The 21,712-nt window shown below is 47.9% G+C and carries 18 protein-coding genes; 11 read left to right on the forward strand and 7 right to left on the reverse strand.

The features are described from left to right. Nucleotides 1–92 precede the first annotated feature (92 nt). From EP13_RS17475 to EP13_RS17520, 10 genes are all read left to right on the forward strand, one after another. Entirely contained in the window at nt 93–2,531 is a 2,439-nt protein-coding gene (locus tag EP13_RS17475; RefSeq protein WP_044058397.1) for a TonB-dependent receptor, read from the forward strand. After that, nucleotides 2,521–4,194 carry a tetratricopeptide repeat-containing sulfotransferase family protein gene (locus EP13_RS17480; protein ID WP_044058398.1) on the forward strand — a complete coding sequence of 558 codons (1,674 nt, stop codon included), beginning with the start codon at nt 2,521–2,523 and terminating at the stop codon, nt 4,192–4,194. Before EP13_RS17475 ends, EP13_RS17480 begins: the two co-directional genes overlap by 11 nt. Further along, nucleotides 4,187–5,047, forward strand: a complete 861-nt coding sequence (locus EP13_RS17485) for a hypothetical protein (protein ID WP_044058399.1) — start codon at nt 4,187–4,189, stop codon at nt 5,045–5,047. The genes EP13_RS17480 and EP13_RS17485 overlap by 8 nt, the downstream gene beginning before the upstream one ends. A gap of 97 nt (nt 5,048–5,144) precedes the next feature. Next, nucleotides 5,145–6,764 (forward strand): 5-guanidino-2-oxopentanoate decarboxylase, encoded by a 1,620-nt coding sequence (locus EP13_RS17490; RefSeq protein WP_044058400.1) that lies wholly within the window; start codon nt 5,145–5,147, stop codon nt 6,762–6,764. Nucleotides 6,765–6,886: 122 nt separating this feature from the next. Then, the gene (locus EP13_RS17495; RefSeq protein WP_044058401.1) at nt 6,887–8,260 is read left to right on the forward strand and encodes a YjiH family protein; all 1,374 of its coding nucleotides are present in this window, start codon (nt 6,887–6,889) and stop codon (nt 8,258–8,260) included. A 102-nt stretch (nt 8,261–8,362) separates the two neighbouring features. Continuing rightward, the gene (locus tag EP13_RS18965) at nt 8,363–9,505 is read left to right on the forward strand and encodes an aromatic ring-hydroxylating oxygenase subunit alpha (protein WP_052364470.1); all 1,143 of its coding nucleotides are present in this window, start codon (nt 8,363–8,365) and stop codon (nt 9,503–9,505) included. A gap of 8 nt (nt 9,506–9,513) precedes the next feature. Then, nucleotides 9,514–10,968, forward strand: a complete 1,455-nt coding sequence (locus EP13_RS17505) for an NAD-dependent succinate-semialdehyde dehydrogenase (protein ID WP_044058402.1) — start codon at nt 9,514–9,516, stop codon at nt 10,966–10,968. Nucleotides 10,969–10,982: 14 nt separating this feature from the next. Beyond that, a complete protein-coding gene (gene gabT, locus EP13_RS17510; RefSeq protein WP_044059117.1) occupies nt 10,983–12,305 on the forward strand; it encodes a 4-aminobutyrate--2-oxoglutarate transaminase in 1,323 nt (440 codons plus the stop codon). Continuing rightward, nucleotides 12,302–13,531: an NAD(P)/FAD-dependent oxidoreductase gene (locus tag EP13_RS17515; RefSeq protein ID WP_052364471.1), complete on the forward strand. Its 1,230-nt coding sequence runs from the start codon at nt 12,302–12,304 to the stop codon at nt 13,529–13,531. Before gabT ends, EP13_RS17515 begins: the two co-directional genes overlap by 4 nt. Further along, nucleotides 13,519–13,842, forward strand: a complete 324-nt coding sequence (locus EP13_RS17520) for a 2Fe-2S iron-sulfur cluster-binding family protein (protein WP_044058403.1) — start codon at nt 13,519–13,521, stop codon at nt 13,840–13,842. Before EP13_RS17515 ends, EP13_RS17520 begins: the two co-directional genes overlap by 13 nt. A gap of 74 nt (nt 13,843–13,916) precedes the next feature. Here the strand turns inward: EP13_RS17520 and EP13_RS17525 are convergent, their stop codons facing one another. The 4 genes from EP13_RS17525 to EP13_RS17540 form a co-directional block, all read right to left on the reverse strand. Further along, entirely contained in the window at nt 13,917–15,095 is a 1,179-nt protein-coding gene (locus EP13_RS17525) for a pyridoxal phosphate-dependent aminotransferase (RefSeq protein ID WP_044058404.1), read from the reverse strand. Nucleotides 15,096–15,167: 72 nt separating this feature from the next. Further along, a complete protein-coding gene (locus EP13_RS17530; protein WP_044058405.1) occupies nt 15,168–16,589 on the reverse strand; it encodes an aldehyde dehydrogenase family protein in 1,422 nt (473 codons plus the stop codon). A gap of 11 nt (nt 16,590–16,600) precedes the next feature. Continuing rightward, on the reverse strand, nt 16,601–17,833 hold the full coding sequence (locus EP13_RS17535; protein WP_044058406.1) for a Zn-dependent hydrolase: 1,233 nt from the start codon (nt 17,831–17,833) through the stop codon (nt 16,601–16,603). A 9-nt stretch (nt 17,834–17,842) separates the two neighbouring features. Further along, a complete protein-coding gene (locus EP13_RS17540) occupies nt 17,843–18,751 on the reverse strand; it encodes a dimethylarginine dimethylaminohydrolase family protein (protein ID WP_044058407.1) in 909 nt (302 codons plus the stop codon). Nucleotides 18,752–18,855: 104 nt separating this feature from the next. Here EP13_RS17540 and EP13_RS17545 point away from each other — a divergent pair, with 104 nt between their 5' ends. Then, on the forward strand, nt 18,856–19,779 hold the full coding sequence (locus tag EP13_RS17545) for a LysR substrate-binding domain-containing protein (protein ID WP_044058408.1): 924 nt from the start codon (nt 18,856–18,858) through the stop codon (nt 19,777–19,779). A 22-nt stretch (nt 19,780–19,801) separates the two neighbouring features. Here the strand turns inward: EP13_RS17545 and EP13_RS17550 are convergent, their stop codons facing one another. Genes EP13_RS17550 through EP13_RS17560 form a run of 3 tightly spaced genes read right to left on the reverse strand, consistent with a single transcriptional unit; the run spans nt 19,802 to nt 21,631 of the window. Continuing rightward, nucleotides 19,802–20,320 (reverse strand): CC0125/CC1285 family lipoprotein, encoded by a 519-nt coding sequence (locus EP13_RS17550; RefSeq protein ID WP_044058409.1) that lies wholly within the window; start codon nt 20,318–20,320, stop codon nt 19,802–19,804. After that, complete coding sequence (locus EP13_RS17555) at nt 20,310–21,143, reverse strand: anti-sigma factor family protein (RefSeq protein ID WP_044058410.1); 834 nt, start codon at nt 21,141–21,143, stop codon at nt 20,310–20,312. The genes EP13_RS17550 and EP13_RS17555 overlap by 11 nt, the downstream gene beginning before the upstream one ends. Continuing rightward, nucleotides 21,143–21,631 (reverse strand): RNA polymerase sigma factor, encoded by a 489-nt coding sequence (locus EP13_RS17560; protein WP_044058411.1) that lies wholly within the window; start codon nt 21,629–21,631, stop codon nt 21,143–21,145. Before EP13_RS17560 ends, EP13_RS17555 begins: the two co-directional genes overlap by 1 nt. Between the last annotated feature and the right edge of the window lie 81 nt (nt 21,632–21,712).

Below are 21,712 nucleotides of genomic sequence, written 5' to 3' on the forward strand. Positions count from 1 at the left end.
GCTGGTTAAAAAAACCGTCTCTAAGATGGAGCAACATCGACAAAAGTATAAGAACAATTCTTACAACAGGTAGATCTTGAGGGAGTATTTTCATGTTTAAACCCAGTAAATTACGAACAGCGATATGTTGTGCGTGCATCGGATTACCACTGAGTGCTATCGCTCAATCAGATTCTCCCGACGCGCAAGAAGAAAAAAACGCCAACAGTGTTGAAACCATTTCTGTTACCGCCACCCGTCGCGAAACGTCGATTCAGGAAGTCCCTTACAGTATTTCTGCGTATGGCGGTCAAGCGTTAGCAGAGTCTGGCGTTACCGACTTTTCAGCCTTGGCACGCTCTATTCCAGGGTTAGTGCTTAGCGATGTAGGGCGAGGTAAAAATGGTATTTCCTCAGGTATCATTATGCGTGGGCTTAACCTAACCGGCGGCGCACAAGAAGATTTCGCTATGACCACTGACCCAGTGGTCTCTGTGTACTTGGGTGAAACGCCACTTTTCGCCAATCTTGAGCTACGTGATATGAATCGCGTAGAGGTACTTAAGGGCCCTCAATCAACGTTATACGGCTCAGGGTCACTCGGTGGCACCATGCGATACATTCCCAATAAACCTGAGTTTGAGGAATTTTCGGGTAACGTGAAGGCGGAGGTGTCTAGCACCGACCATGCGGGTGATTTAAACCACGATATGGAGCTGACATTAAACCTTCCTATCAGTGACACGTTTGCACTGCGTGGTGTGGTTACTCAACTAGAAAATGCAGGGTATATCGACAGCGACTACATTGCTGTTTTAGACGCCGACAACCAACCCACTGGCGAATACACAAGCGCAAAAGATATTAATGACGAAAAAGTTTCCATGGCACGCCTTTCAGCGCGTTGGTTACCCACACAGAGCACCGATGTCTTACTGACTTATAATTATCAAAAAGATGATGTACAAGGATCTGCCGCCACCTCTGAAGGATTAGAAGGCTACCAAACCGCGGCAAAACTTATTGAACAGTTTGAGCGTGAAACTAGCATTACCTCGTTAGTCATTGATCACGATTTAGGCTTTGCTGATTTAACCTCTGCGACATCAATTACCAATAACGATGCCGAAAGCTTATACGACCAAAGCTATAACTATGGCTTTTCATCATGGTGGGGGCCCTATTACGTGGCGTATTACGGCTATACCGGCGGTACAGCACCGGCCGCAGAAGTCATTGCCGGTGAAAAAACCTACACCACGGATACCTTCACGCAAGAATTCCGTTTAGCAGGTACTACCGACAGTAATATCGATTGGTTAGTTGGCTTGTATTATAACTCTGTAGATTTTGACGCTGAAGCTTACGACATTGTATATGGTTTAGACGAAGCTTTTAACATCACTAACCCTCTGGATACTGATATAGGCTACGCCAATATTCAGCAAACCGAGTTTGAAGATTATGCCCTCTTTGGTGAAGTGACTTACTACCCTACAGATAACTTAAGTATCACTGCAGGTTTACGCTACTTTGAGCAAACCTTCTACGCTAAGCAAGAAGTCCTTCTGCCTGCGTGTGAAGAATTTTGGTATACCACCTTAGGTTTCTTCACCTGTGGCGATACTGAAAATGCTGGGGTTGACCCTCGGGGCTACGCCGCAGGTGAAGACGAAAAAGACTTCGACGATTTACTTTACCGCTTTAACCTTGCCTACGATTTTGACCTAGACACTAAGTTCTACGTGAATATTTCACAAGGCTTCCGCCATGGTGGTGCCAATGGCCTCCCCACCACAGGCATATTCGCAGAAAGTGAAGAATATTTATTTTTCGAGCCAGATAAAACCACAAACTATGAAATGGGCATAAAAGGCAACCTGCTCGATAGTGCCGTTTACTACAGCGCAACGGCATTCTATATCGACTGGGAAGACCCAATTTTGCTGGTGCAATCCCCAGCGGGCGGCTTTCCTGCCATGATTAACGCCCAAGAAGCGGAATCAAAAGGGATAGAAGTTGAAGTTAACGCTACCTTAACCGACACCCTTAAACTGAATGTAGGTTATACCTACACCAGCGCCGAGTTAACCGAAGATTTCATTGCCCCTGACGGTTCATTCGCCGGTGCGGAAGGTGAGTCATTGCCTGGTATTCCAGAGCAAACGTTAGTGAGTTCATTAATTTACTCTCAAGAGTTTGGCGCAGGCATGCTATCGGCCCAGTTAGGCGTGTCTTATAAAGGTGGGTTTAACACAGGCTTTGATGACCCATCATTATTTTATGAAACAGGCTTTGATGAAATTTCTTCATCTACCCTTTGGAATGCAAATATTCGTTATAAGCAAGACGCCTGGTCGGTTTCCCTTTATGCTGAAAACCTCTTTAACGCTGACGATGCAACCGCTTCTGATGGTGACGGAAAGTACATTATCAATGAAGCTGCTGGCGAGTCTAAAGCGGGTGAACAGTATGACATTGCCCAATTAGGCGACCAACGCTACCGTGTTAGACCCCGTACAGTAGGTGTTTCGTTTAGCTATGCATTTTAGCCAACCGTCCCCTTCGGCTTCGGCCGAAGGGAAAACACATGAGACGCCAATACGTATGCAAACCGCCTCCCAGTATCTAAAAGACGTAAAACAGGCAATGGTGGAAAATAACCTTGCTAAAGCCTCCCATTATTGCACGCTTGCGCTTAAGGCTTATCCTGAAAATGGCGATTTATGGGTGGCTTTGTCAGACATTAGTCTGCGGTTGGGGCAAAACAAAAGCGCCATTAATATGGCGTTAAAAGCTATTAATTGCGCCCCTCAACAATGCTGGCATTACTTCCATTTAGCGGGATGCTACATCCACCTTCACGTCTTTTCCGCTGCCAAAAAGGTGTTGGAGCAAGTTGAAAAAAACATGGCGACCACCGCATGTGAAAGCGCATGGAATAAACTGGGCGAGCTGTATTACATGACCAACGACGTTGACGGTGCTATGCGAGCGCATCAACGTGCTCTTAGCCTTGCGCCTGATAGTGTGAGTACTCGCAACCACTTAGCGGCACTGTTACGATTTAAAGGCCAGTTAGACGACGCGCAACAATTGTACCTAGAAGTACTGGAACGTGACCCAGCCAATTACCAAGCCTGCTATAACTTGTCGCAATTGCGGGTGGTGCCCAGCGATAGTCAGTTAGTCGCCCTCATAGACAACTGCGAGAAGAAATTGGCACACCATCATCATGGTCACATCATGTTGAATTATGCCAAGGGCAAAGCGTATGAAGATGCGGGGCAATTTGATGATGCCTTCGCCAGTTATCAAAATGGGGCAAGTCGAAAACGCACGCAACGGGGCTATTCCCTTGAGCGTGATATCGCCCTTATGCAATCCGTAGTTAAAGCTTGCGATAGCCTACCTGCGCCTGCTAACGCGGCCAATACTCTTGCACAGTCTCCCATCTTCGTTGTGGGTTTACCCCGCACAGGTACCACACTGGTAGAACGTATTTTAAGTTCTCATCCCGACATGGTCAGCGGCGGCGAACTCAATGCGTTTCCCATGGCATTGCTGGAAGCAGGTGGAAAGTCGCTGGCGGCTGGACTAGACGGGCTAGACAGCACATTGATCAACGCGTTAAACGACGCTGGCATGGCAAAGCTATCTAGTCGCTATTTACAGCTTGCGAACAACTACGTAGAAGGCGCGCCTCGATTTATCGACAAGCTGCCGTTTAACTTTTTGTATTGTGGCTTCATTCTTCACGCTATGCCACACGCGAAAATTGTTCATGTAAAACGTGACCCTTTTGATGCCGCAATCAGTAATTTCAAAATGCTGTTTGACCGTGGCTACGAATATTCATACGACCTTGCGGATACCGCCCACTTCATTGCCGCATATGAAGCGCTTATGCAACATTGGAAAGCCCGTTTCCCCACGCAAATCCACACCGTGGAATATGAAAAATTGGTGGCAAACCAGCGTGTTGAAACCGAACAACTTTTACAGTTTTGTCAGCTTAATTGGCATGACGACTGCCTTCACTTTCATCGTAATAGCAGCGCTAGCCACACGGCCAGTGCCAGCCAGGTACGAGAACCTATTTATCAAAGATCGGTAGATTTATGGCGTCAATACGATGCCCATTTAGCGCCGTTAAAAGCTGCGTTTGCCAGCCATGGCATTTTGCCAACTACAGCAAGGAATAATCATGAGTAGACTCGATGTTTTTCAATCAATGTGGGCAATGGAATACCGCCGTCCTGATGGATTTGAATTAAGTCTAGAAGAAAAAATCACAAAAATTGCCCAAGCGGGTTTTGTGGGTGTGAGCTTCGATATTGGTTATCACAGCTTTGAAACCATTGAAGCCGCTATGCCGCTATTGCAAGCTCACCATCTCGATCTTGTATACAACGCCTTTATAAAAAGCACAGAGCAATACGAAGAAGTCATTGCATTCGTGGCCAGTCAGCCGATTAAACCGCGATTTATTGCACTTATTGGCCAAATAGAGCCGTGGGATGTCAATGACGTTGCAGCGCAAACCAAACAATGGATGGCCATCAGTGAACGAGAAGGCATTCCTACCTATGCAGAAATACATCGCAACTGCATGACAAATGACTTACTGTTTACGTTGCAATTAATGGAAAAGGTACCTGATCTTCTCATGGTGGCCGATTTATCTCACACCCTAGTGAATCAGGAATATTACTTACCACTGCACGAGCTTGCTAACCAGCGTATTTCAGAGTTTCTTACCCGTGCTGAAGCTTTCCATGGCCGTGTTGCAACCCGCGAACAAGTGCAAGTACCCATCTTGTTTGAACAACACAAACCCTGGTTTGAATTATTTAAACAATGGTGGCTAGAAGGGTTTCAGAATTGGCTGGTACGTCATGGAAAAGACAGCGACGATGCCTGCGTATTTTTATGCGAATTAGGCCCGCCTGTTTACGCAATGACTGACAGCAAGGGTGAAGAATTAAGCGATCGATGGGAAGAAGCTCTCCTGTTAAGAGAAACGGCCCAAACGCTATGGCAACAAGCCATGGCTGGAGGCGAATAATACAACAATAAATAATGCCTCACCGCGCGCTTTCATCGCAGTGTAAGCACTGCGCCGTGGTGAGACACAACCAGCAAGTTAGACAAGGTTATAAAACATGAAGCAACAAAGAACCTGTGGTGAAGCACTAACCGCACTTTTAGAAGCCTACGGCGTTGATACCGTATTTGGCATCCCTGGCGTACATACTATTGAGCTTTATCGCGGTTTCAAAGACGCAAATATTCAACATATTACTCCCCGTCATGAGCAAGGTGCTGGCTTTATGGCGGATGGCTATGCCCGTGTTAAAGGCAAGCCTGGTGTTTGCTATATTATTACTGGCCCAGGCATGACCAATATTGTTACCGCTATGGGACAAGCCATGCAAGACTCTATTCCCATGTTAGTAATCTCATCGGTTAATCGCACTGCGCAGCTCGCCATGGGCGAAGGACGTTTACACGAACTCCCCAATCAATTAGCCATAACAAAAGGTGTATCTCGCTATAATCATACCTTGTTGAATGTGGATAATTTACCCAAGGTTCTGGCACAAGCATTTGCCGTATTTAGCAGCCAGCGTCCTGGCCCCGTTCACATTGAAATTCCTATTGATGTATTGGCACAAGATGCGAGTCATATCGACATGACGCCTTGGCCTATGCCTGCACCACCTGCTGCTAACCCGCAGAGTATTGATGCTGCGGCCGCGTTATTAGCTAGCGCTGAGCGCCCATTAATGATTTTGGGTGGCGGTGCCCGCCATGCCTCCAAACCGGCACAGGCGTTAGCAGAAAAGCTTGTCATGCCTATTGTCAATACCTGCAACGGGAAAGGCGTGGTCCCCAGCAGCCACCCGCTGTGTATTGGATCAACACCTTCTCACCCGGCGATACGAGAAGAAATTGAGCAGCATGCAGATGTGGTCATTGCGGTAGGAACCGAACTGGCTGAAACCGATTATGACTTCTTCTTCTTGGGCGATCTTGCAATGCAGGGCAAGCTTATTCGGGTAGATATCGACAACGGGCAATTGCTTCGTAATCACCGTCCGGATGTTCCTGTGTTGGCCGATGCGAGCCTAGCCCTAGCGGCGATTAACTCGCAAATTTTAGATGAAAAATCATCAAAAATGGATGCCGCCGTCGCGCGCTGCAAAGCCATTCAAGATAAAACCCTTGATATGAAAAAGGCCACTTATGCTGACTTTTTCGCTACCCTCACCGACACCCTAGGAGATTGTGTTATCGTCGGTGACTCTACGCAGCCGGCTTATTACGCGCAGGCTTACTATGAAACTCACCATACCGCCCGCTATTTTCACTCCACAACAGGTTATGGCACCTTAGGTTACGCCTTCCCAGCGGCCATTGGGGCGGCATTAGCTAGCCCTGAAACGCCAGTGATAGGCTTAACCGGCGACGGTGGCGGTCAGTTTAGTTTAAGTGAAATCATCAGTGCAGTAGACGCCCAAGTGCCAGTGATTTATATCGTATGGAACAACAGCGGCCATGGCGAAATTCGCCGCTTTATGGACGATGCCAACGTCACTCGCACTGGGGTAGATATCACCTCTCCCGATTATGCGGCCCTCGCCGCAGCCATGGGTTGCGCCTCTGCAACAGTAAACAGTTTAGAAGATTTGAAGGCTTCCTTGCTTGCTGCAAAACAACATACAGGCCCATTTCTTATTCAGCTCAACGAAGATGCGTTAGGTTGTGGCTATGCGTTTTAAGGAGTCTGTTATGCAAGCTTTTCTATTGCGGCACGTGTGTGACGCCCTTCATTTATCAATACGCCCGGAGAAAACAGGCACTGAATTACCCGCATCGGTTCATTCAGCGATAGGAGCGTTTTATGATTAAAACTCAAACCTCTTCGGAAAATCTGGATGCCACCCCTTTTTTGGTATGGGTTAAGTTATTGTGCTGCTCTTTGTTTGGTATAGGTTTCTTTCTTGTACCCTTTACCTATGATGGCTCTTGGACCATTGTACTAGGGGTTGCCTCTGGCGCAGTTTCAGGCTGGCTTGGCGACAACATGAAGTACTTCACCTGCAGTATTTTCATGGTTGGGGCGTTAATCTCTGTTATATACAATCTCACACCCCATTCATTTGCCATTCGTCTACCGCTAAGTCGCCGACTAATGGCATCTCACTGGTCTTGGACACTGCTCACCCTTATCGGTGGTATTACTGCTGCTATGACCCTATTTCAAGTGGGCCCCAATTGGATAATAGGCAAAGATACTGGGATTACCGCATATATTGATGTGGCTGGGGCCATATTTTTGCTTATCGGGTTAGGCTGTTTATTTTTGCCCTTTTTAACCGATTATGGCTTGCTAGACTTTATTGGCACCTTGTTACAACGTACCTTCCAAAGAGTATTTAACCTGCCGGGACGCGCGACCATCGATACACTCGCCTCTTGGGTGGGGTCATCAAGTATTGCGGTTGTCATGACCAACTATCAATACCAACAAGGGTATTATAGTGCGAGAGAATCAGCCGTCATTGCGACTAACTTTTCGGTGGTTTCTATTCCGTTCGTGCTGCTTACTTCTCAGGTGGCGGGTATTGAGCAATTCTTTTTGCCGCTGTATGGCACCATGTTTGGTATTTGCATTCTGTGCGCCATCATTACACCTCGTCTGCCGCCCTTAGCTTCGTTTAAAGACGAATACTACCAAGGGCAAGAAAAGCAACTGAACGAAGATGTAGAGCAGGGCGAAAGCCGACTATCCTGCGCCTTACAGCGCGCGGTAAGTACAGCCAAAAAAGCGCCATCTCCAGCGCAATCTATGAAGAAAGGCTTTTGGTCTATGTTCGACATCTATTTAATGATGATGCCTGCCGCCATGGCCATAGAATTTTTAACCCTCGCGGTTTATTACAATACCTCGATTATGCAAACCTTAGCTTACCCTTTATTCTTGCTACTCGATGCATTGCAAGTACCGCAAGCAAGCATGGCCGCGCCTGGCATGTTTATTGGCCTGCTAGATCAGTTTGTTCCAACCATTATTGCTGGCAGTATTGATAGCCCCTTCACCAAGTTTATTCTTGCTGGGCTTTCCATCACACAGCTTATCTTTTTTGCGGAAACCGCCATCTTGATTATGCGCTCGGCTATTCCGTTAACCATCATGCAGTTGATTGCTATTTTTGCCATTCGCACGCTAATCGCCTTTCCGATTTTGTACGGCATGGCACATTTACTCTTTTAACGTGCAAAAACCACAGACAACATAACATTCTTCGTATATTCCACACATGTTGTCTGTGGTTATATAACAACATAGAACAGGCATTAATATTTGGAGTTATATATGACCCCGGTAAACGCTATTACTAGCGACCACGTAGCGAAGCATGGCCTTCCTGCTGACGTGTTTAAAGACCCTAATACATACACCGCAGAATGCGACACCATTTTTGCAAAAGGCTGGGCGAGCATTGGATGCGGTCAACAAATCGCAAAGCCTGGCGACATTCTTCCTGTTCGCATTGCAGGACAATCACTGATTGCCATGCGCAATAAAGATGGCGAAATAGGGGTATTTCACAACATTTGCCGTCACAAGGCCGCCCCTTTAGTGGATGAGCCTTGTAATAAGCGTTCCTTGGTTTGCCCCTACCACAAGTGGAGCTTTAAAATAGATGGTTCGTTACTGAATGCCCCCCGCTATTTTGGTAAAGAAAACAAAGTGATGACACCGGAAGACAAAGCGGATAAAGGCCTTATTGCGGTTCGCTTTGCCGTGTGGTGGGACATAATTTTTGTAAACATAAGTGGCGACGCCGAGCCTTTTGAAGCATTCATCAAGCCCCTTGATGAGCAGCTTGCTGACTACCCGAAAGAACACATTCAAAAAATTAGTACTACGGATTACTCCGGTGACGTTAACTGGAAGTTGGCCGTGGATAATTTCCTCGATGGCTACCATGTTCCCTTTGTTCATTCACAAGCCTGTACGGTGGAGTCGGTACTAGAGCAAGATGACTTATTTTTGTCTGACAACATTGTGGGTTTACGCCTCATGAATGGCGCCAGTGCAAAACCCGCTAAAACCAGTAAACAGCTACCTCACTGGGAAGGGCTTAAGCCCGAGCTTAGAGGCACTCAGCAATGGTTTGGCATTTTTCCTAACACGTTATTTTTCGTGGACCCATGTTGGGTACAAACCATCGTCATTAAACCCATGGGCGAAACGACTACAGATGAATCTTTAAGTATTTATGTGGTGAATGAAAACGCAGCCAGCGAAGAGTTTGTGGAAGAGCGAGCTCGGCTTCACGACGTGCTAAACGAAGTCAATCAACAAGACATTGAACTGCTCGATAAACTTCAAGTTACACGGAGCAACGCCATTGCTAACCAAGGTCACCTTAACGACGCCTGGGACCAAGTGAATATGACATTCCATCAAATGTGGTTATCCAAAATGTCAGCAGCAAGCACAGAAAAATAGGAAGGCAAATGGCTTCACTTTCAGATTTATCGTTACTCACGACCCAGGCTTACCTGAACGGTGAGTGGGTAACAAAACCTCATTCCTTTGCGGTAAGTAACCCGTTCTCCAGTGAAGTAATAGCCGAGGTTAGCGATTGTGATGAACACGACGCTGCCTCGGCCGTTGCTTGTGCCAAAGCGGCCTTCCCTGCTTGGGCAGCCACCCCTGCAATAGAACGCAGCAAGTTACTGAAACAATGGTATGCACTGATTATTGAGAATCAGGCTGAACTTGGCAAAATATTAACCTTGGAACAGGGTAAACCGCTAAAAGAAGCGGTGGGCGAAATTGCCTACGGCGCGTCGTTTATTGAGTGGTTCGCAGAAGAAGCTCGACGCTTATATGGAGATACCATTCCCGCGCCGAGCCAAACTAAGCGTATTTTAGTGATAAAGCAGCCTGTGGGTGTGGTCACCGCAATTACGCCATGGAATTTCCCTAATGCCATGATTGCTCGAAAAGCCGCTGCGGCATTGGCGGCAGGTTGCACATTTGTGGTTCGCCCAGCAGCGGAAACACCCCTTTCAGCCCTTGCGTTAGCCATACTGGCAGAACAAGCAGGCATACCTAAAGGGGTTTTTAACGTATTACCTAGCTCAAACGCCGCGGCCATTGGTGAAGTACTGACTCAGCACCCTGATGTGGCTAAATTCTCATTCACCGGGTCCACCCGGGTTGGCAAACTGCTCACCAAACAGTGCGCTGACTCGGTAAAACGGGTGTCGATGGAACTGGGTGGCAATGCGCCTTTTATTGTCTTTGAAGATGCCGATCTAGACGCCGCAGCCACTGGACTGATTCAATCTAAATACCGTAACGCTGGGCAAACCTGTGTGTGCACAAATCGTATTTTAGTACACGAAGCCGTGCACGATGAATTTGTGTCTATTTACCAAGACAAAGTGGCGCGTCTGACGCTGGGTAATGGCCTCGATGAAAACACAGATATTGGTCCTATGATCCATCCGCAAGCCAGCCAAAATGTGCATAACATGGTGAAAGACGCGCTATATAAAGGGGCTACATTGCTACTCGGCGGCACCCCGGCCACTGAAAACAATATTTACCCTCCCACCCTATTAACTCATGTCACGCCAGAGATGCGGGTTTTTCGTGAGGAAATCTTTGGCCCCGTGTCACCTGTGGTGAAGTTTTCTCACGAAGCCGACGCGATTGCCATGGCAAACGATACCGAATATGGCTTAGCCGCTTACTTCTATTCCCGAGACATTGGCCGTGTATGGCGAGTCTCAGAAGCGCTTGAATACGGCATGGTGGGCATCAATGAGGGACTAATTTCTGATACTGCCGCCCCTTTTGGTGGGGTAAAACAGTCTGGTACCGGGCGTGAAGGTTCTCACTATGGTTTAAACGACTACATCAATATCAAATATTTATGCATGGGGGGAATTGGGCAATGAAGGTAGGTGAAACAATGACAAAGAACAGTGCACTACAAGAAAGAAAAAACGCCGTTTTTGCACGGGGACAAGGTAATGCCTATCCCGTATACGTAAAAGAAGCCCGCAATGCTGAAGTATTCGACGTAGACGGCAACCGCTATATAGACTTTGCCACCGGCATTGCAGTATGTAACACCGGCCACAGCCACCCTGAAGTGGTGAAAGCCGTGACCGAACAAGTGAGTCAATTCAGCCATACCTGTTTAATGGTAAACCCTTATGAAAGCGCGGTTGCATTGGCGGAAAAGCTCACCGCATTAGCGCCTGGGGATAGTAACAAAAAGGCCGTGTTTGTGACGACTGGCGCAGAAGCAGTAGAAAATTGCGTTAAAATTGCCCGTTGCCATACCGGTCGTCGTGGTGTCATTGCCTTTAATGCTGGCTTTCACGGCCGTACAAATTTAACCATGGCCCTTACCGGTAAAATTGCGCCGTATAAGAAAGATTTTGGCCCCTTCCCTGCTGATATTTACCATGTCCCTTTTCCCAATGCTGTACATGATGTCAGTGAGAAAGAGGCGCTACTTAGCTTAAAAAACCTCTTTAAGGCCACCATAGCCGCAGAAGATGTCGCCGCTATAATTATCGAGCCGGTGCAAGGTGAAGGTGGCTTTTATGCTGCCCCTGCCAGCTTTTTGCAGTCGTTACGTAAACTATGCGATGAGCATGGCATTGTCATGATTGTCGATGAAATTCAAACTGGGTTTGGCCGTACAGGAAAAATGTTCTGCTCAGAATACGCCGGTATTGAACCCGACTTAATGACAATGGCCAAAGGTATCGCGGGAGGTTTCCCTATTGCCGCCGTTGTTGGCAAAGCGGAGATTATGGATGCCCCATTGCCTGGGGGGCTAGGCGGCACTTATGGCGGCTCTCCTGTCGCCTGCGCGGCTGCCCTCGCCGTACTTGACGTCATCGAAAAAGAACAACTTATCGACAAGGCCAATGCACTAGGCGAGCGCTTTCACACCCGATTAACCAAGCTTAAAGAGCGCTACCCGAGCTTCATCGCTGATGTCCGCCATAAAGGCGCAATGATTGCCATTGAATTTATGTACAACGGCGACCCTCATCAGCCTAATTCGGCGCTAACACAAGCCATTATTGCTAAAGCCCAGGAATATAAACTTATTCTATTGGCCTGCGGATTTTACGGTAACGTCATACGCTTTTTGCCTCCATTAACCATGCCTGAAGCGCTGGCAGAAGAAGGCCTCGACCAGTTTGAAGCGCTTTTGGCCAGCTTACTAGACGATGTAGACGGCGTTGACTTTGAAGGTACACCTCAATCATGAGCTGCATCATTATTGGAGCCAGCCATGCTGGCGTACAGGCGGCAGTGAACCTGCGAGGTCAAGGCTATGAAGGTGGGATAACCCTGATAAGCGCTGAAAAGGTACTGCCTTATCAACGCCCCCCGCTATCTAAAGCCTTTTTGCAGGACACGCTGCCTGAACAACGATTATGGTTAAGGCCTGAAGCTTTTTATCAGCAAAAGAATATCGATTTAAAGCTTAATACCCGCGTGACTGCCATAAACCGGGAACAACAAACTGTGGTCTTGGAGAATGGCGATACCTTGCCGTATAGCCAGCTCATATTAGCCACGGGTGCCTCGGTGCGAAGGTTGAACCTTCCAGGTAGCGAGCGGAATGGTATTCACTATTTGCGTGACCATAGCGATACAAGCGGTATAAAAGCCCAATTACCTGACGTGACTAACGTGGTGGTCATTGGCGGAGGCTATATTGGTCTTGAAGCCGCGGCATCGCTGAACAAAATGGGGAAAAATGTGACGGTATTGGTCAATACCGCCAGACCGCTTCAACATCTCACAAGCCCAGTTATCAGCGATTACCTCTGCCGTTTACATGAGCGTAACGGCGTGACTATTGAGACAAACATACTGGCAACGGAAATCACCGGCGGTGCGCACCTTGATGGCGTCACCTGCGACAATGGAAAACACTACCCTGCCGACATGGTAGTGGCTGGGATAGGCGTAGAACCCTGCACTGAATTGGCCGCAATGTGTGGCTTGGCGATTTCAAATGGGGTTGAGGTTAATGGGTATATGCAAACCAGTGATGAGCACATCTACGCCATAGGCGATTGTGCTAATTTTCATCACGCTATATACAATAAGCCTTTGCGTATTGAGTCTGTGCAAAATGCAACCGATCAAGCTAAAACCGTGGCGCAAGCCATCTGCAATAAAGCCTCGGCTTATACCGCGCTTCCTTGGTTTTGGTCAGATCAGTATGAAGCAAAATTACAAATTGCGGGGTTATCTACTGGCTACGATGAGGTTGTGGTTAGGCAGGAGTCAGATACCAGCCTTGCGGCTTTTTATTTTGCCAAAGAACGCCTGATTGCGGTGGATACCATTAATCAGCCTAAATCCTTTATGGTAGCCAGAAAATACCTTCCCACACTACCTAACATTGATAAAACACTTTTGGCCGACCCCGACGTTGCCGTGAGTGATATTTTCACAGGAGCAGAAGCATGCCTAACGTAACCTTTATTTTACCCGACGAAAGCGAAGTCACTGTAGAGGCATTAGCCGGCGACAGCTTAATGCAAACCGCAGTAGACAACGGCATTGAAGAGATTACTGCAGACTGTGGCGGGTGTTGCTCGTGCGCCACCTGCCATTGCTTCATTACCCCAGCGTGGCAAGGCAAAGTCAGTCCAGCCGATGACATGGAACAAGCGCTATTAGAAACCGCTATCGAAGATGTGCAACCTAATAGTCGATTATCCTGTCAAATTACCCTTGATGACTCATTGGATGGGCTTGTGGTGAAAGTGCCACAAAGCGACTGGTGATGATTGCGATACCGCAGCCACAAAAAAGGGCAAGCAGATGAACCTGCTTGCCCTTTTTATTGCCATCATGACACTCACACAAATTGCAGCATAAAGTTATCTATTCGCTCGCACGCTTGTGCCAACTGTTCGTCATCGACCACATAGGAAATACGAATATAGTCTGATGCACACTGCCCAAATGCGGTTGCCGGCAGCACACCAATTCGCTCTTGCTCAAACAACGCTTCTGCAAACTGCTGAGCGTTTAACCCTGTTTGACTCACATCCACAAGTAAAAACATGGAAGCTTCTGGTGGTATACAGGCGAGGTTTTCGTGTTTTTCGAAACAGGCTACCAAAGTGTCCCGCCTTCGGCGATAACTCTCACGCATGGCTTCTGAGTCCATCAGCGCTTGGCTATCAGTGAGCGCAACATAAGCGGCTTGTTGCACAAAGCCGGGAAGGCCATACAACATACACAACGACAAATTAGACAAATGCTTTATGAGAGTTTCAGGCCCAATAGCCCATCCTGCTCGCCATCCCGTCATAGCGTGAGACTTAGACAAACTATTGAGGGTAATTGTACGCTCAGCCATTTTATCGAAGCCCGCAATACTGACATGCTCCCCCTCAAAGACAGTTCGGCTATATACTTCATCAGACACGACCCACAAATCGTGGGAAATGGCCAAATCTGCAATATATGAAAGCTCGTCTTTATTCAACATAACGCCGCTGGGGTTATTTGGGGTAGCAAAGAAAATAGCCCGAGTTTTCGGGGTAATCGCGGCGGCCAGCGCGTCTTTATCGAGTCTAAAGTTATTGTGCTTGTCCATAGCCACTGGCACAAGCTTGGCACCGGTTAATTGAATACACGCCTCATAGGTGACATACATAGGCTGTAAAACAATGGCTTCATCACCGGGTTGCAAAATGCAAAGTGCACTGGAAAACAGCGCGTTTTGTGCACCTGCCAGCAATATAACGTTGTCTTTTGTGACTGGCTGACCGCACTTTTGTTGGTGCTGGTTGGCAATTTCAGCCCTTAGGTTATCTCGCCCTTCTATTTCAACGTAGTGAGTGTCGCCGCCTTTAAGCCCTGCAACGGCAGCATCTATCACTGGCGTGGGCGTATCAAAGTCTGGATCGCCAATACTTAACACAATCACGCTTGAGTCTTTTTCTTTTAGCGCGGTGGCTTTAAAGTGAATATCCCAAGCATCGACAGTTTCACCCTGAATGGCCTGAGTGAGTGGCGCATAACGCATAAACTTACTTCCTACTATAGGGTTATCGCGAAGGCCACGGCAGCGAACAGTGTCACCACCATGGTGCGCGTTTTATTGAACAATAATGGCTTTCGTTTCAGTGTATTCGTGTAGCCCTTCTGCGCCCCACTCACGTCCATTTCCAGACTGTTTATAGCCTCCAAATGGCGCATCGGTATTAAAGTACGCACCTTGAATTAAGCACTGTCCCGCCTTTAATTTCATGGCAATAGATAACGCCTCTTCTTTGGACTTAGCATACACCGCAGACGACAGACCATATACGGTGTCATTCGCCATCGCTATCGCGTCATCAAGGGTTTCATAAGGCATAATGCAAAGTACCGGGCCAAAAATTTCTTCTCGCGCCACCGCCATATCTGGGGTGACGTTTGAAAAAATGGTGGGCATAACATACGCCCCTTTAGCCAATGCTTCGGGAAGTGAAGTGCCACCACAAAGCAATGTTGCCCCTTCACTTATGCCGGTTTCAATGTAGCTTAGTACTCGGCCTTGCTGGGTTTTCGAGCTTAGCGGCCCCATCATGGTATCGGGATGTTGAGGGTCGCCAGGTAACCATTCGTTCGCGCGCGCAATCGCCAATTGCTCTATTTCTGGCAAGTCTGCTTTTGGCACTAACATGCGGGTTAATGCGCTACAGGTTTGCCCAGAATTTATCATGATGTCTTCAACGCCGTATTTAACGGCTGCCTCAAGATCCGCGCCCGGAGCAATGATATAGGGCGATTTTCCCCCTAACTCCTGACACACTCGCTTCACCGTAGGAGCGGCTGCTTGTGCGACTTTTATCCCCGCTTGGGTGGACCCCGTAAACGACACCATATCCACACTTGGGTGGCTGCATAGCGCATGCCCAATGTCACTGCCAATACCTGTCACTACGTTGACAACCCCCGCTGGTACATCACATTCGTGAACGATGTCGGCCAGTATGAGATCTTGTAGCGGCGTTTGTTCCGCTGGCTTTAATACCACCGTACAGCCTGCCGCTAACGCTGGGCCAAGTTTGCCCACTAATTGAGACAACGGATAATTCCACGGGTTAATTAGCACGCACACGCCTATCGCTTCGTGTACGGTAATAAAGGTGTCGTGTTGTGTTTGCTGCTCTACCTGTGGCGCTAATGCGGCAAAGCTACGTAATGAATCAATGGCGCCCTGCACCTGAATGTCGTCAACGAAGGCCACGGGGCAGCCCATAGTGCTCACGATAGCGTCATTGAGTTCGCTTTTACGCGCTTCCATTACGTCACAAATTTTATGTATAACGCTAGCGCGTTCTGACGCTGATGTGGCACTCCATGCGGGAAAGGCCTGCTTGGCAGCCGATACGGCGGCATCCACCTCTTTTTCACCGGCCGCAGGTACGCTAGCCACAAGATCGCCATTGGCCGGGTTTACAACGTCAATGGTTTGTTGTGATTCAGCGCTTACCCAGCGTCCACCGATATAGAGCTTGTTATAAATCGTCATGAGGTTTTCCTTTATTCGGCATTGGCTAATTGCACCATAGCGCCTAAGAGCACCTGGCAGCCAGCAGTAATGTCTTCTGGTGTGGCATTTTCTGCTTCATTGTGGCTAATTCCATTTTCACATGGAATGAATATCATAGAGGTTGGCGCCACTTTAGAGACATATACCGAGTCGTGCCCTGCGCCGGAAAACATTTCCTCATAAGGTAAACCCGCCTGTTCTGCCGCGAATCGAACAGCGTCAATACACGATGCATTAAAGGCAACTGCAGGTGAATTCCATTCATCAACAATGCTGTGCTCTACCTTGCATTGGTTGCAGATATCTTGCGCTATGCGTCTGAAAGCGGCATCCATGTTATCAAGCACCTGCTGATCGGGATGACGTAAATCGACGGTGAGGGTGACTTGCTCAGGCACCGTATTACGAGAGCCTGGGCTTGCATTAATATCGCCAAAAGTCGCTCTAGCGAGTGGGCCTGTTTCTTCCGCCAAGTGATACAATTCGCTGACGATTTTGGCGATAGCCTTCATGGGATCGCGACGTTGTTCCATCGGCGTTGGCCCGGCATGTACGGGCTGCCCAGTAATAACCAAATCATACCAGCGCATACCTTGAACACCTTGAACCACGCCAATAGGCTTTTCAATCGCTTCAAGGATAGGGCCTTGTTCAATGTGTAACTCTAACGCCGCTTTGATGTTAAAAGGCGCACAAGGTGTGGCGCCCAAGTATCCGTGTCGCTCAAGCTCTTCTTTAATGCTGACACCCGACTTATCTTTGCGACTCCACCCGTAGTCTAGGCTGAATTCTCCACTCCATACCCCTGAACCAACCATGGCGGGAGAAAAGCGCGCCCCTTCTTCGTTTGTCCACACCGCCACTTCTAACGGATGTAAGGTTTCTATGTTGGCATCATGCAAGGTGCGAAGCACTTCTAACCCCGCCAGTACACCATAAACACCATCGAATTTTCCGCCGGTGGGCTGCGTGTCTAAATGGCTTCCGGTCAGCACAGGAGGTAGGCTGTTATCTCTGCCTGCCTTGCGTAGAAACAAGTTACCCATTTCATCCACGCGCAAGGTACAACCAATTTCTTCACACCAGCGAATAAATAACGCGCGTCCCTGCTTGTCTTTGTCGGTAAGTGCTTGACGATTGCACCCCCCTTTTTCAGTGCCGCCTATGCGGGCCATTTCCATTAGGCTGCTCCATAAGCGCTCACCGTTTACTTGTAATGTCATGACTTTCTCCTAAGCATCGGCGCGGCTAAGGGGCTGGCACATGCAATGCACGCCACCACCACCTGAGGTAAACATAGACATGTCAGGGGCAAACACTTCCAGTCCATGCGCCTTGGCTTTACCAACAAGCTCTTCACTGGCCTTTGGAATCAGTACTCTGTCTTTTCCAAGCGCCACAACGTTCACACCCAACTCCAGCACAGAGCGGTAAGAAATATCGATAATCTCAATTTGTCTCGCCTTCAGCCAATCAAGTAATTCGTCTTCAACCGCCTGTGTGCATACTGCCGCCAGCTTCTCAGACAACATGGCAAATTTCACATCTAGGTGCAAAAAGTAGGGGTCGAACTGGTAGGCTTTAAATTCCCACCCTTCTTTTTCAACCCAAGACTTCATTTGATTTAACCCTGCTTCACTGGTTCGCTCGCCGGTGTAACCACATAGCACCACGCCAGGTTCTAGCACCATAAAGTCGCCCCCTTCAAATGCCCCAGCGGTTATCACATCGTATAGCGGAATGTCTTGCTGCTGATAGAAGTTAGCTACACTCACCCACTCGCCTCTTCGCCATGGGCTATACATTTGCGTAATGACAGGACCCCACGGGGTGAGTACCGAGGAATCTCTCGCATATATTTGATAAGGTAAGTGTTCATCTGCCTCAAGAATGTGAGTTTTAACACCACAATGCTGATAAACATCAAGCATCTCTTGATACTGTTGTTGGGCAACCGATTTATCAAACTGTCGGCCTAATCGCATTGAGCGACGAGACATAGCATTGCCGCTCTTCCAACTGTAGTGATCCATTGGCCCTATTAAGACTTCTTTAAGCTCTGCATATTCAGAGTCCATACTCCAGTGGGCTAAACGCCCCGTGCCACCTTGAGGATTACGACGGTAAAAAGATTTGTTCATGGTTTTCACTCTTAAAACATTGTGAAAACCAGTTTATGGTGACATATTAAATACACAAGCATCTATTTATTACCACAATGGTCTAATAATAAGACCAACAAGCCATGAAGACAGAACAAAGCCCCTATTTAGATTTACGCCAAATTCCATTAAATGCGCTGGTGGCCTTTGAGGCTGCAGGCCGGCATTGCCATATGCGAAAAGCCGCGCAAGAAATGTTTGTGTCTCACTCGGCGTTAAGCCGCCATATTAAGCAGCTAGAGTCACGGCTAAATACGCAACTTTTCGAACGAAAAAGCAATAAACTGCAATTAACCGCCCCCGGCATGCGGTTACTTGCGTCTGTTCAAGCCGCCTTTGGTGAATTAAATAATGGGCTTCATATGCTGAATCCCACTCAAGTAGAAGGCGAGGTAGTGATTGGCACCACAGGTACAATTATGCTGAATTGGCTTTTGCCTGTGCTGGCCGACGTGCAAAAGCAATACCCGGAGATATCTTTCAAGCTACGCACGTTAGATCCTCAGCAAAAAGCGCTGCCGTCAGAATTGGATATTGCCCTTTGCCTAGGCTGCCCTGATGAGCCTGACAAGGAAGTGAAAAAACTTTACGACGAATATTATGTTCCTGTGTGCAACCCCGCATTACTTAAGGGCCAAACCCTACAGACAGTAGACAGTTTATTGGCTTATCCCTTACTGCACGATGGCTTGGGGCAATGGCTTCCATGGTTTCAACATCATCAACTCGATGGACGAAAGTCGCCTCATCACACTTATTTCGATTACGCCTATCAGGCCATTGAGGCCGCCAGAGTAGGCATGGGGCTGGCGCTTGCAGATATTGTTGAAGTGGCTGAAGATATTCGCCAAGGCAAGCTTATGCAGGCCATAGACTCAGCGCATACTGAAGGGGAATCAGTTTATTTGGTGACGCATCCCACCGCGTTAATGAACTACCGTACCCAGTTAGTGCTACAAAGCGTGATTAACAATTTAAGAGAACGAGGCGCACGACTCTGTGTGTAGTGCGCCCGCAATACTGAGGATATTAAGCGTCTTTGGGCTGTAGATTGTTGCTGACCTCTCGCGCATCGAAACTGGTTGCACGAGTAGGGCGAGTACCTTTCCCCATTTCAATACTCAAAATTGTTTCAATTTCGCTTTTTTTCGCGCCGCCGACAAACACTCCCGTTTCAAACTGAGTGGTAGGATGATAGGCGGTTCGGCAGGTAATCACCCCACACTCGGTTACCCTGGCGTAGCGCTGGCTAAAGCCCACTTGCGGCGACGTTTCTACACGCTCTTTGTCTACCATGGTTTCTCTGTCTGTAACCACGAACCAATCATAACCTTTCAGTAAGGTGAGTTCAGCAGCCCTTAACATAGCGTAATCCATCGCCTTGGCTTTATCCGACCCTTTAGCTTTGAAGTGCACCCGATATTGGGTCTCACTCATCTGCGATTCAGTGTAACCAAAACCACCCTGAGTGGCTTCTCTGTAATCAGGTTGACTTGCGCAACCCGCCATAAAAAGCACAACCAATATCATACTCAATTTAATTTTCATGAAACTCTCCTTCGGCGGTAGACACCACCTGCCATTGTTGTTTAATCGCTTGCTGCTCTTGTTGATGGTTGAGCGGTAGCGACAGCATCATTTTGTCTAACTCATTTTCAAAAACGTTCGATGCACTGGCCGTTTGATATTCGCCACGCATTGGCGAGACCAAAAAGGTCTCAGTGGCTTTCAGCTGCCAGTTACCTTGCTTGTTTTTACAAGCAATCATTACATTTAGTTCATCATTGCTCTGCACTTGGGCTTGACGACAATAATTGTGCTGAGTATCTTCAAAAGACAATTGCGGGGTAATGCGCTTGCCCGACGCCAACGTGATGGTGGTACCACTATGCACCGTATTCAACGCTTCAGACACATTCGCCCAGTAGCTGGATTGCTGTGATTCCTTGCTGTCGAGTTGGAAAAAGCTCAACCCTGCTACAACAGCAAGACTGGCGGCCATTGCCAACGGAAATGTCCACGACTTACGCTTGGTAGGCCGCATGCCAATGTGTTTCAACGTTGCAGAACCATCAAATTGCCGTTCAGTATCGGCGAACGGCAGTTCCTTGCGCGTCACTTGGGCGTGCTTTGTGTTATTGCCGTGAGTCGCATCCATGCTGTGCTGCCCCAACAAATGAACAACAGCAGCTGGCAAAGGTCTTCGGGTAGCCACATCAGCCGCTTTTTTTACCACCATATCCACTTGCGCCAGCTCAGCGAGACGGTCGGCTACGGCCAAATCTTGTGCCATGGCATCCCTCACTCGCTCCATATCACCAGCAGATAGCGCGTTATCTAAAAACGCTGAAAGCATGTCATCGGTAATCATTAGGACAATACCTCGTTATTCGCGCGTAACACGTTACTTAGCTTGGCTCTCGCCCTTGCTAGTCGGCTCATAATAGTACCTGTAGGCACCTCCAGTACGGCTGAGGCGTCACGATAACTCATGCCTTGTACGGCAATAAGAGACAAGGTTTCTCTTTGTTCATTGGGTAAATCATCCATGGCTTTAGTCACTTGCCTTAGCGTAATTTCGCTGGTTAATGCAGTATCTAAGGCCCCTTGTTCTTGGGCACGTAATTCGGGAGAAGCGGCCGCTTGCGTTCGTACTTTTTGTGCGCGGTATTCGTCTATCCAAATATTACGACACACCCTAAATGCCCATGCCATCAATGTGGCCTCTTGGGGTAAAGGCTTGCTAAGTAGCTTTTCAACCGTTGCCTGCAGTAAATCGTCTGCATCATGCATATTTCCAGTGAGCGAAAATGCAAACTTTCGCAAAGATGGAACTAAATCGGTAAGTTCTTCATTCATTTTGTTTACCCGTGTTCTTAACACTCTTTCACTGATAACGAGTGAGTTCGCAATTTATTCCCTAGATCATGGAATTTTTTT

This window comes from Alteromonas australica (genome assembly GCF_000730385.1).
Classification (GTDB): Bacteria; Pseudomonadota; Gammaproteobacteria; order Enterobacterales; family Alteromonadaceae; genus Alteromonas; species Alteromonas australica.

Excerpts from the sequence above, each read along its gene's own strand:
- gabT (WP_044059117.1), top strand. The coding sequence starts at position 10,983 with ATGACAAAGAACAGTGCACTACAAGAAAGAAAAAACGCCGTTTTTGCA.
- EP13_RS17560 (WP_044058411.1), bottom strand. The coding sequence starts at position 21,631 with ATGAATGAAGAACTTACCGATTTAGTTCCATCTTTGCGAAAGTTTGCA.
- EP13_RS17475 (WP_044058397.1), top strand. The coding sequence starts at position 93 with ATGTTTAAACCCAGTAAATTACGAACAGCGATATGTTGTGCGTGCATC.
- EP13_RS17515 (WP_052364471.1), top strand. The coding sequence starts at position 12,302 with ATGAGCTGCATCATTATTGGAGCCAGCCATGCTGGCGTACAGGCGGCA.
- EP13_RS17525 (WP_044058404.1), bottom strand. The coding sequence starts at position 15,095 with ATGCGTTATGCGCCACTCACTCAGGCCATTCAGGGTGAAACTGTCGAT.
- EP13_RS17550 (WP_044058409.1), bottom strand. The coding sequence starts at position 20,320 with ATGAAAATTAAATTGAGTATGATATTGGTTGTGCTTTTTATGGCGGGT.
- EP13_RS17495 (WP_044058401.1), top strand. The coding sequence starts at position 6,887 with ATGATTAAAACTCAAACCTCTTCGGAAAATCTGGATGCCACCCCTTTT.
- EP13_RS17545 (WP_044058408.1), top strand. The coding sequence starts at position 18,856 with ATGAAGACAGAACAAAGCCCCTATTTAGATTTACGCCAAATTCCATTA.
- EP13_RS17520 (WP_044058403.1), top strand. The coding sequence starts at position 13,519 with ATGCCTAACGTAACCTTTATTTTACCCGACGAAAGCGAAGTCACTGTA.
- EP13_RS18965 (WP_052364470.1), top strand. The coding sequence starts at position 8,363 with ATGACCCCGGTAAACGCTATTACTAGCGACCACGTAGCGAAGCATGGC.
- EP13_RS17490 (WP_044058400.1), top strand. The coding sequence starts at position 5,145 with ATGAAGCAACAAAGAACCTGTGGTGAAGCACTAACCGCACTTTTAGAA.
- EP13_RS17530 (WP_044058405.1), bottom strand. The coding sequence starts at position 16,589 with ATGACGATTTATAACAAGCTCTATATCGGTGGACGCTGGGTAAGCGCT.
- EP13_RS17505 (WP_044058402.1), top strand. The coding sequence starts at position 9,514 with ATGGCTTCACTTTCAGATTTATCGTTACTCACGACCCAGGCTTACCTG.
- EP13_RS17535 (WP_044058406.1), bottom strand. The coding sequence starts at position 17,833 with ATGACATTACAAGTAAACGGTGAGCGCTTATGGAGCAGCCTAATGGAA.
- EP13_RS17555 (WP_044058410.1), bottom strand. The coding sequence starts at position 21,143 with ATGATTACCGATGACATGCTTTCAGCGTTTTTAGATAACGCGCTATCT.
- EP13_RS17480 (WP_044058398.1), top strand. The coding sequence starts at position 2,521 with ATGCATTTTAGCCAACCGTCCCCTTCGGCTTCGGCCGAAGGGAAAACA.
- EP13_RS17540 (WP_044058407.1), bottom strand. The coding sequence starts at position 18,751 with ATGAACAAATCTTTTTACCGTCGTAATCCTCAAGGTGGCACGGGGCGT.
- EP13_RS17485 (WP_044058399.1), top strand. The coding sequence starts at position 4,187 with ATGAGTAGACTCGATGTTTTTCAATCAATGTGGGCAATGGAATACCGC.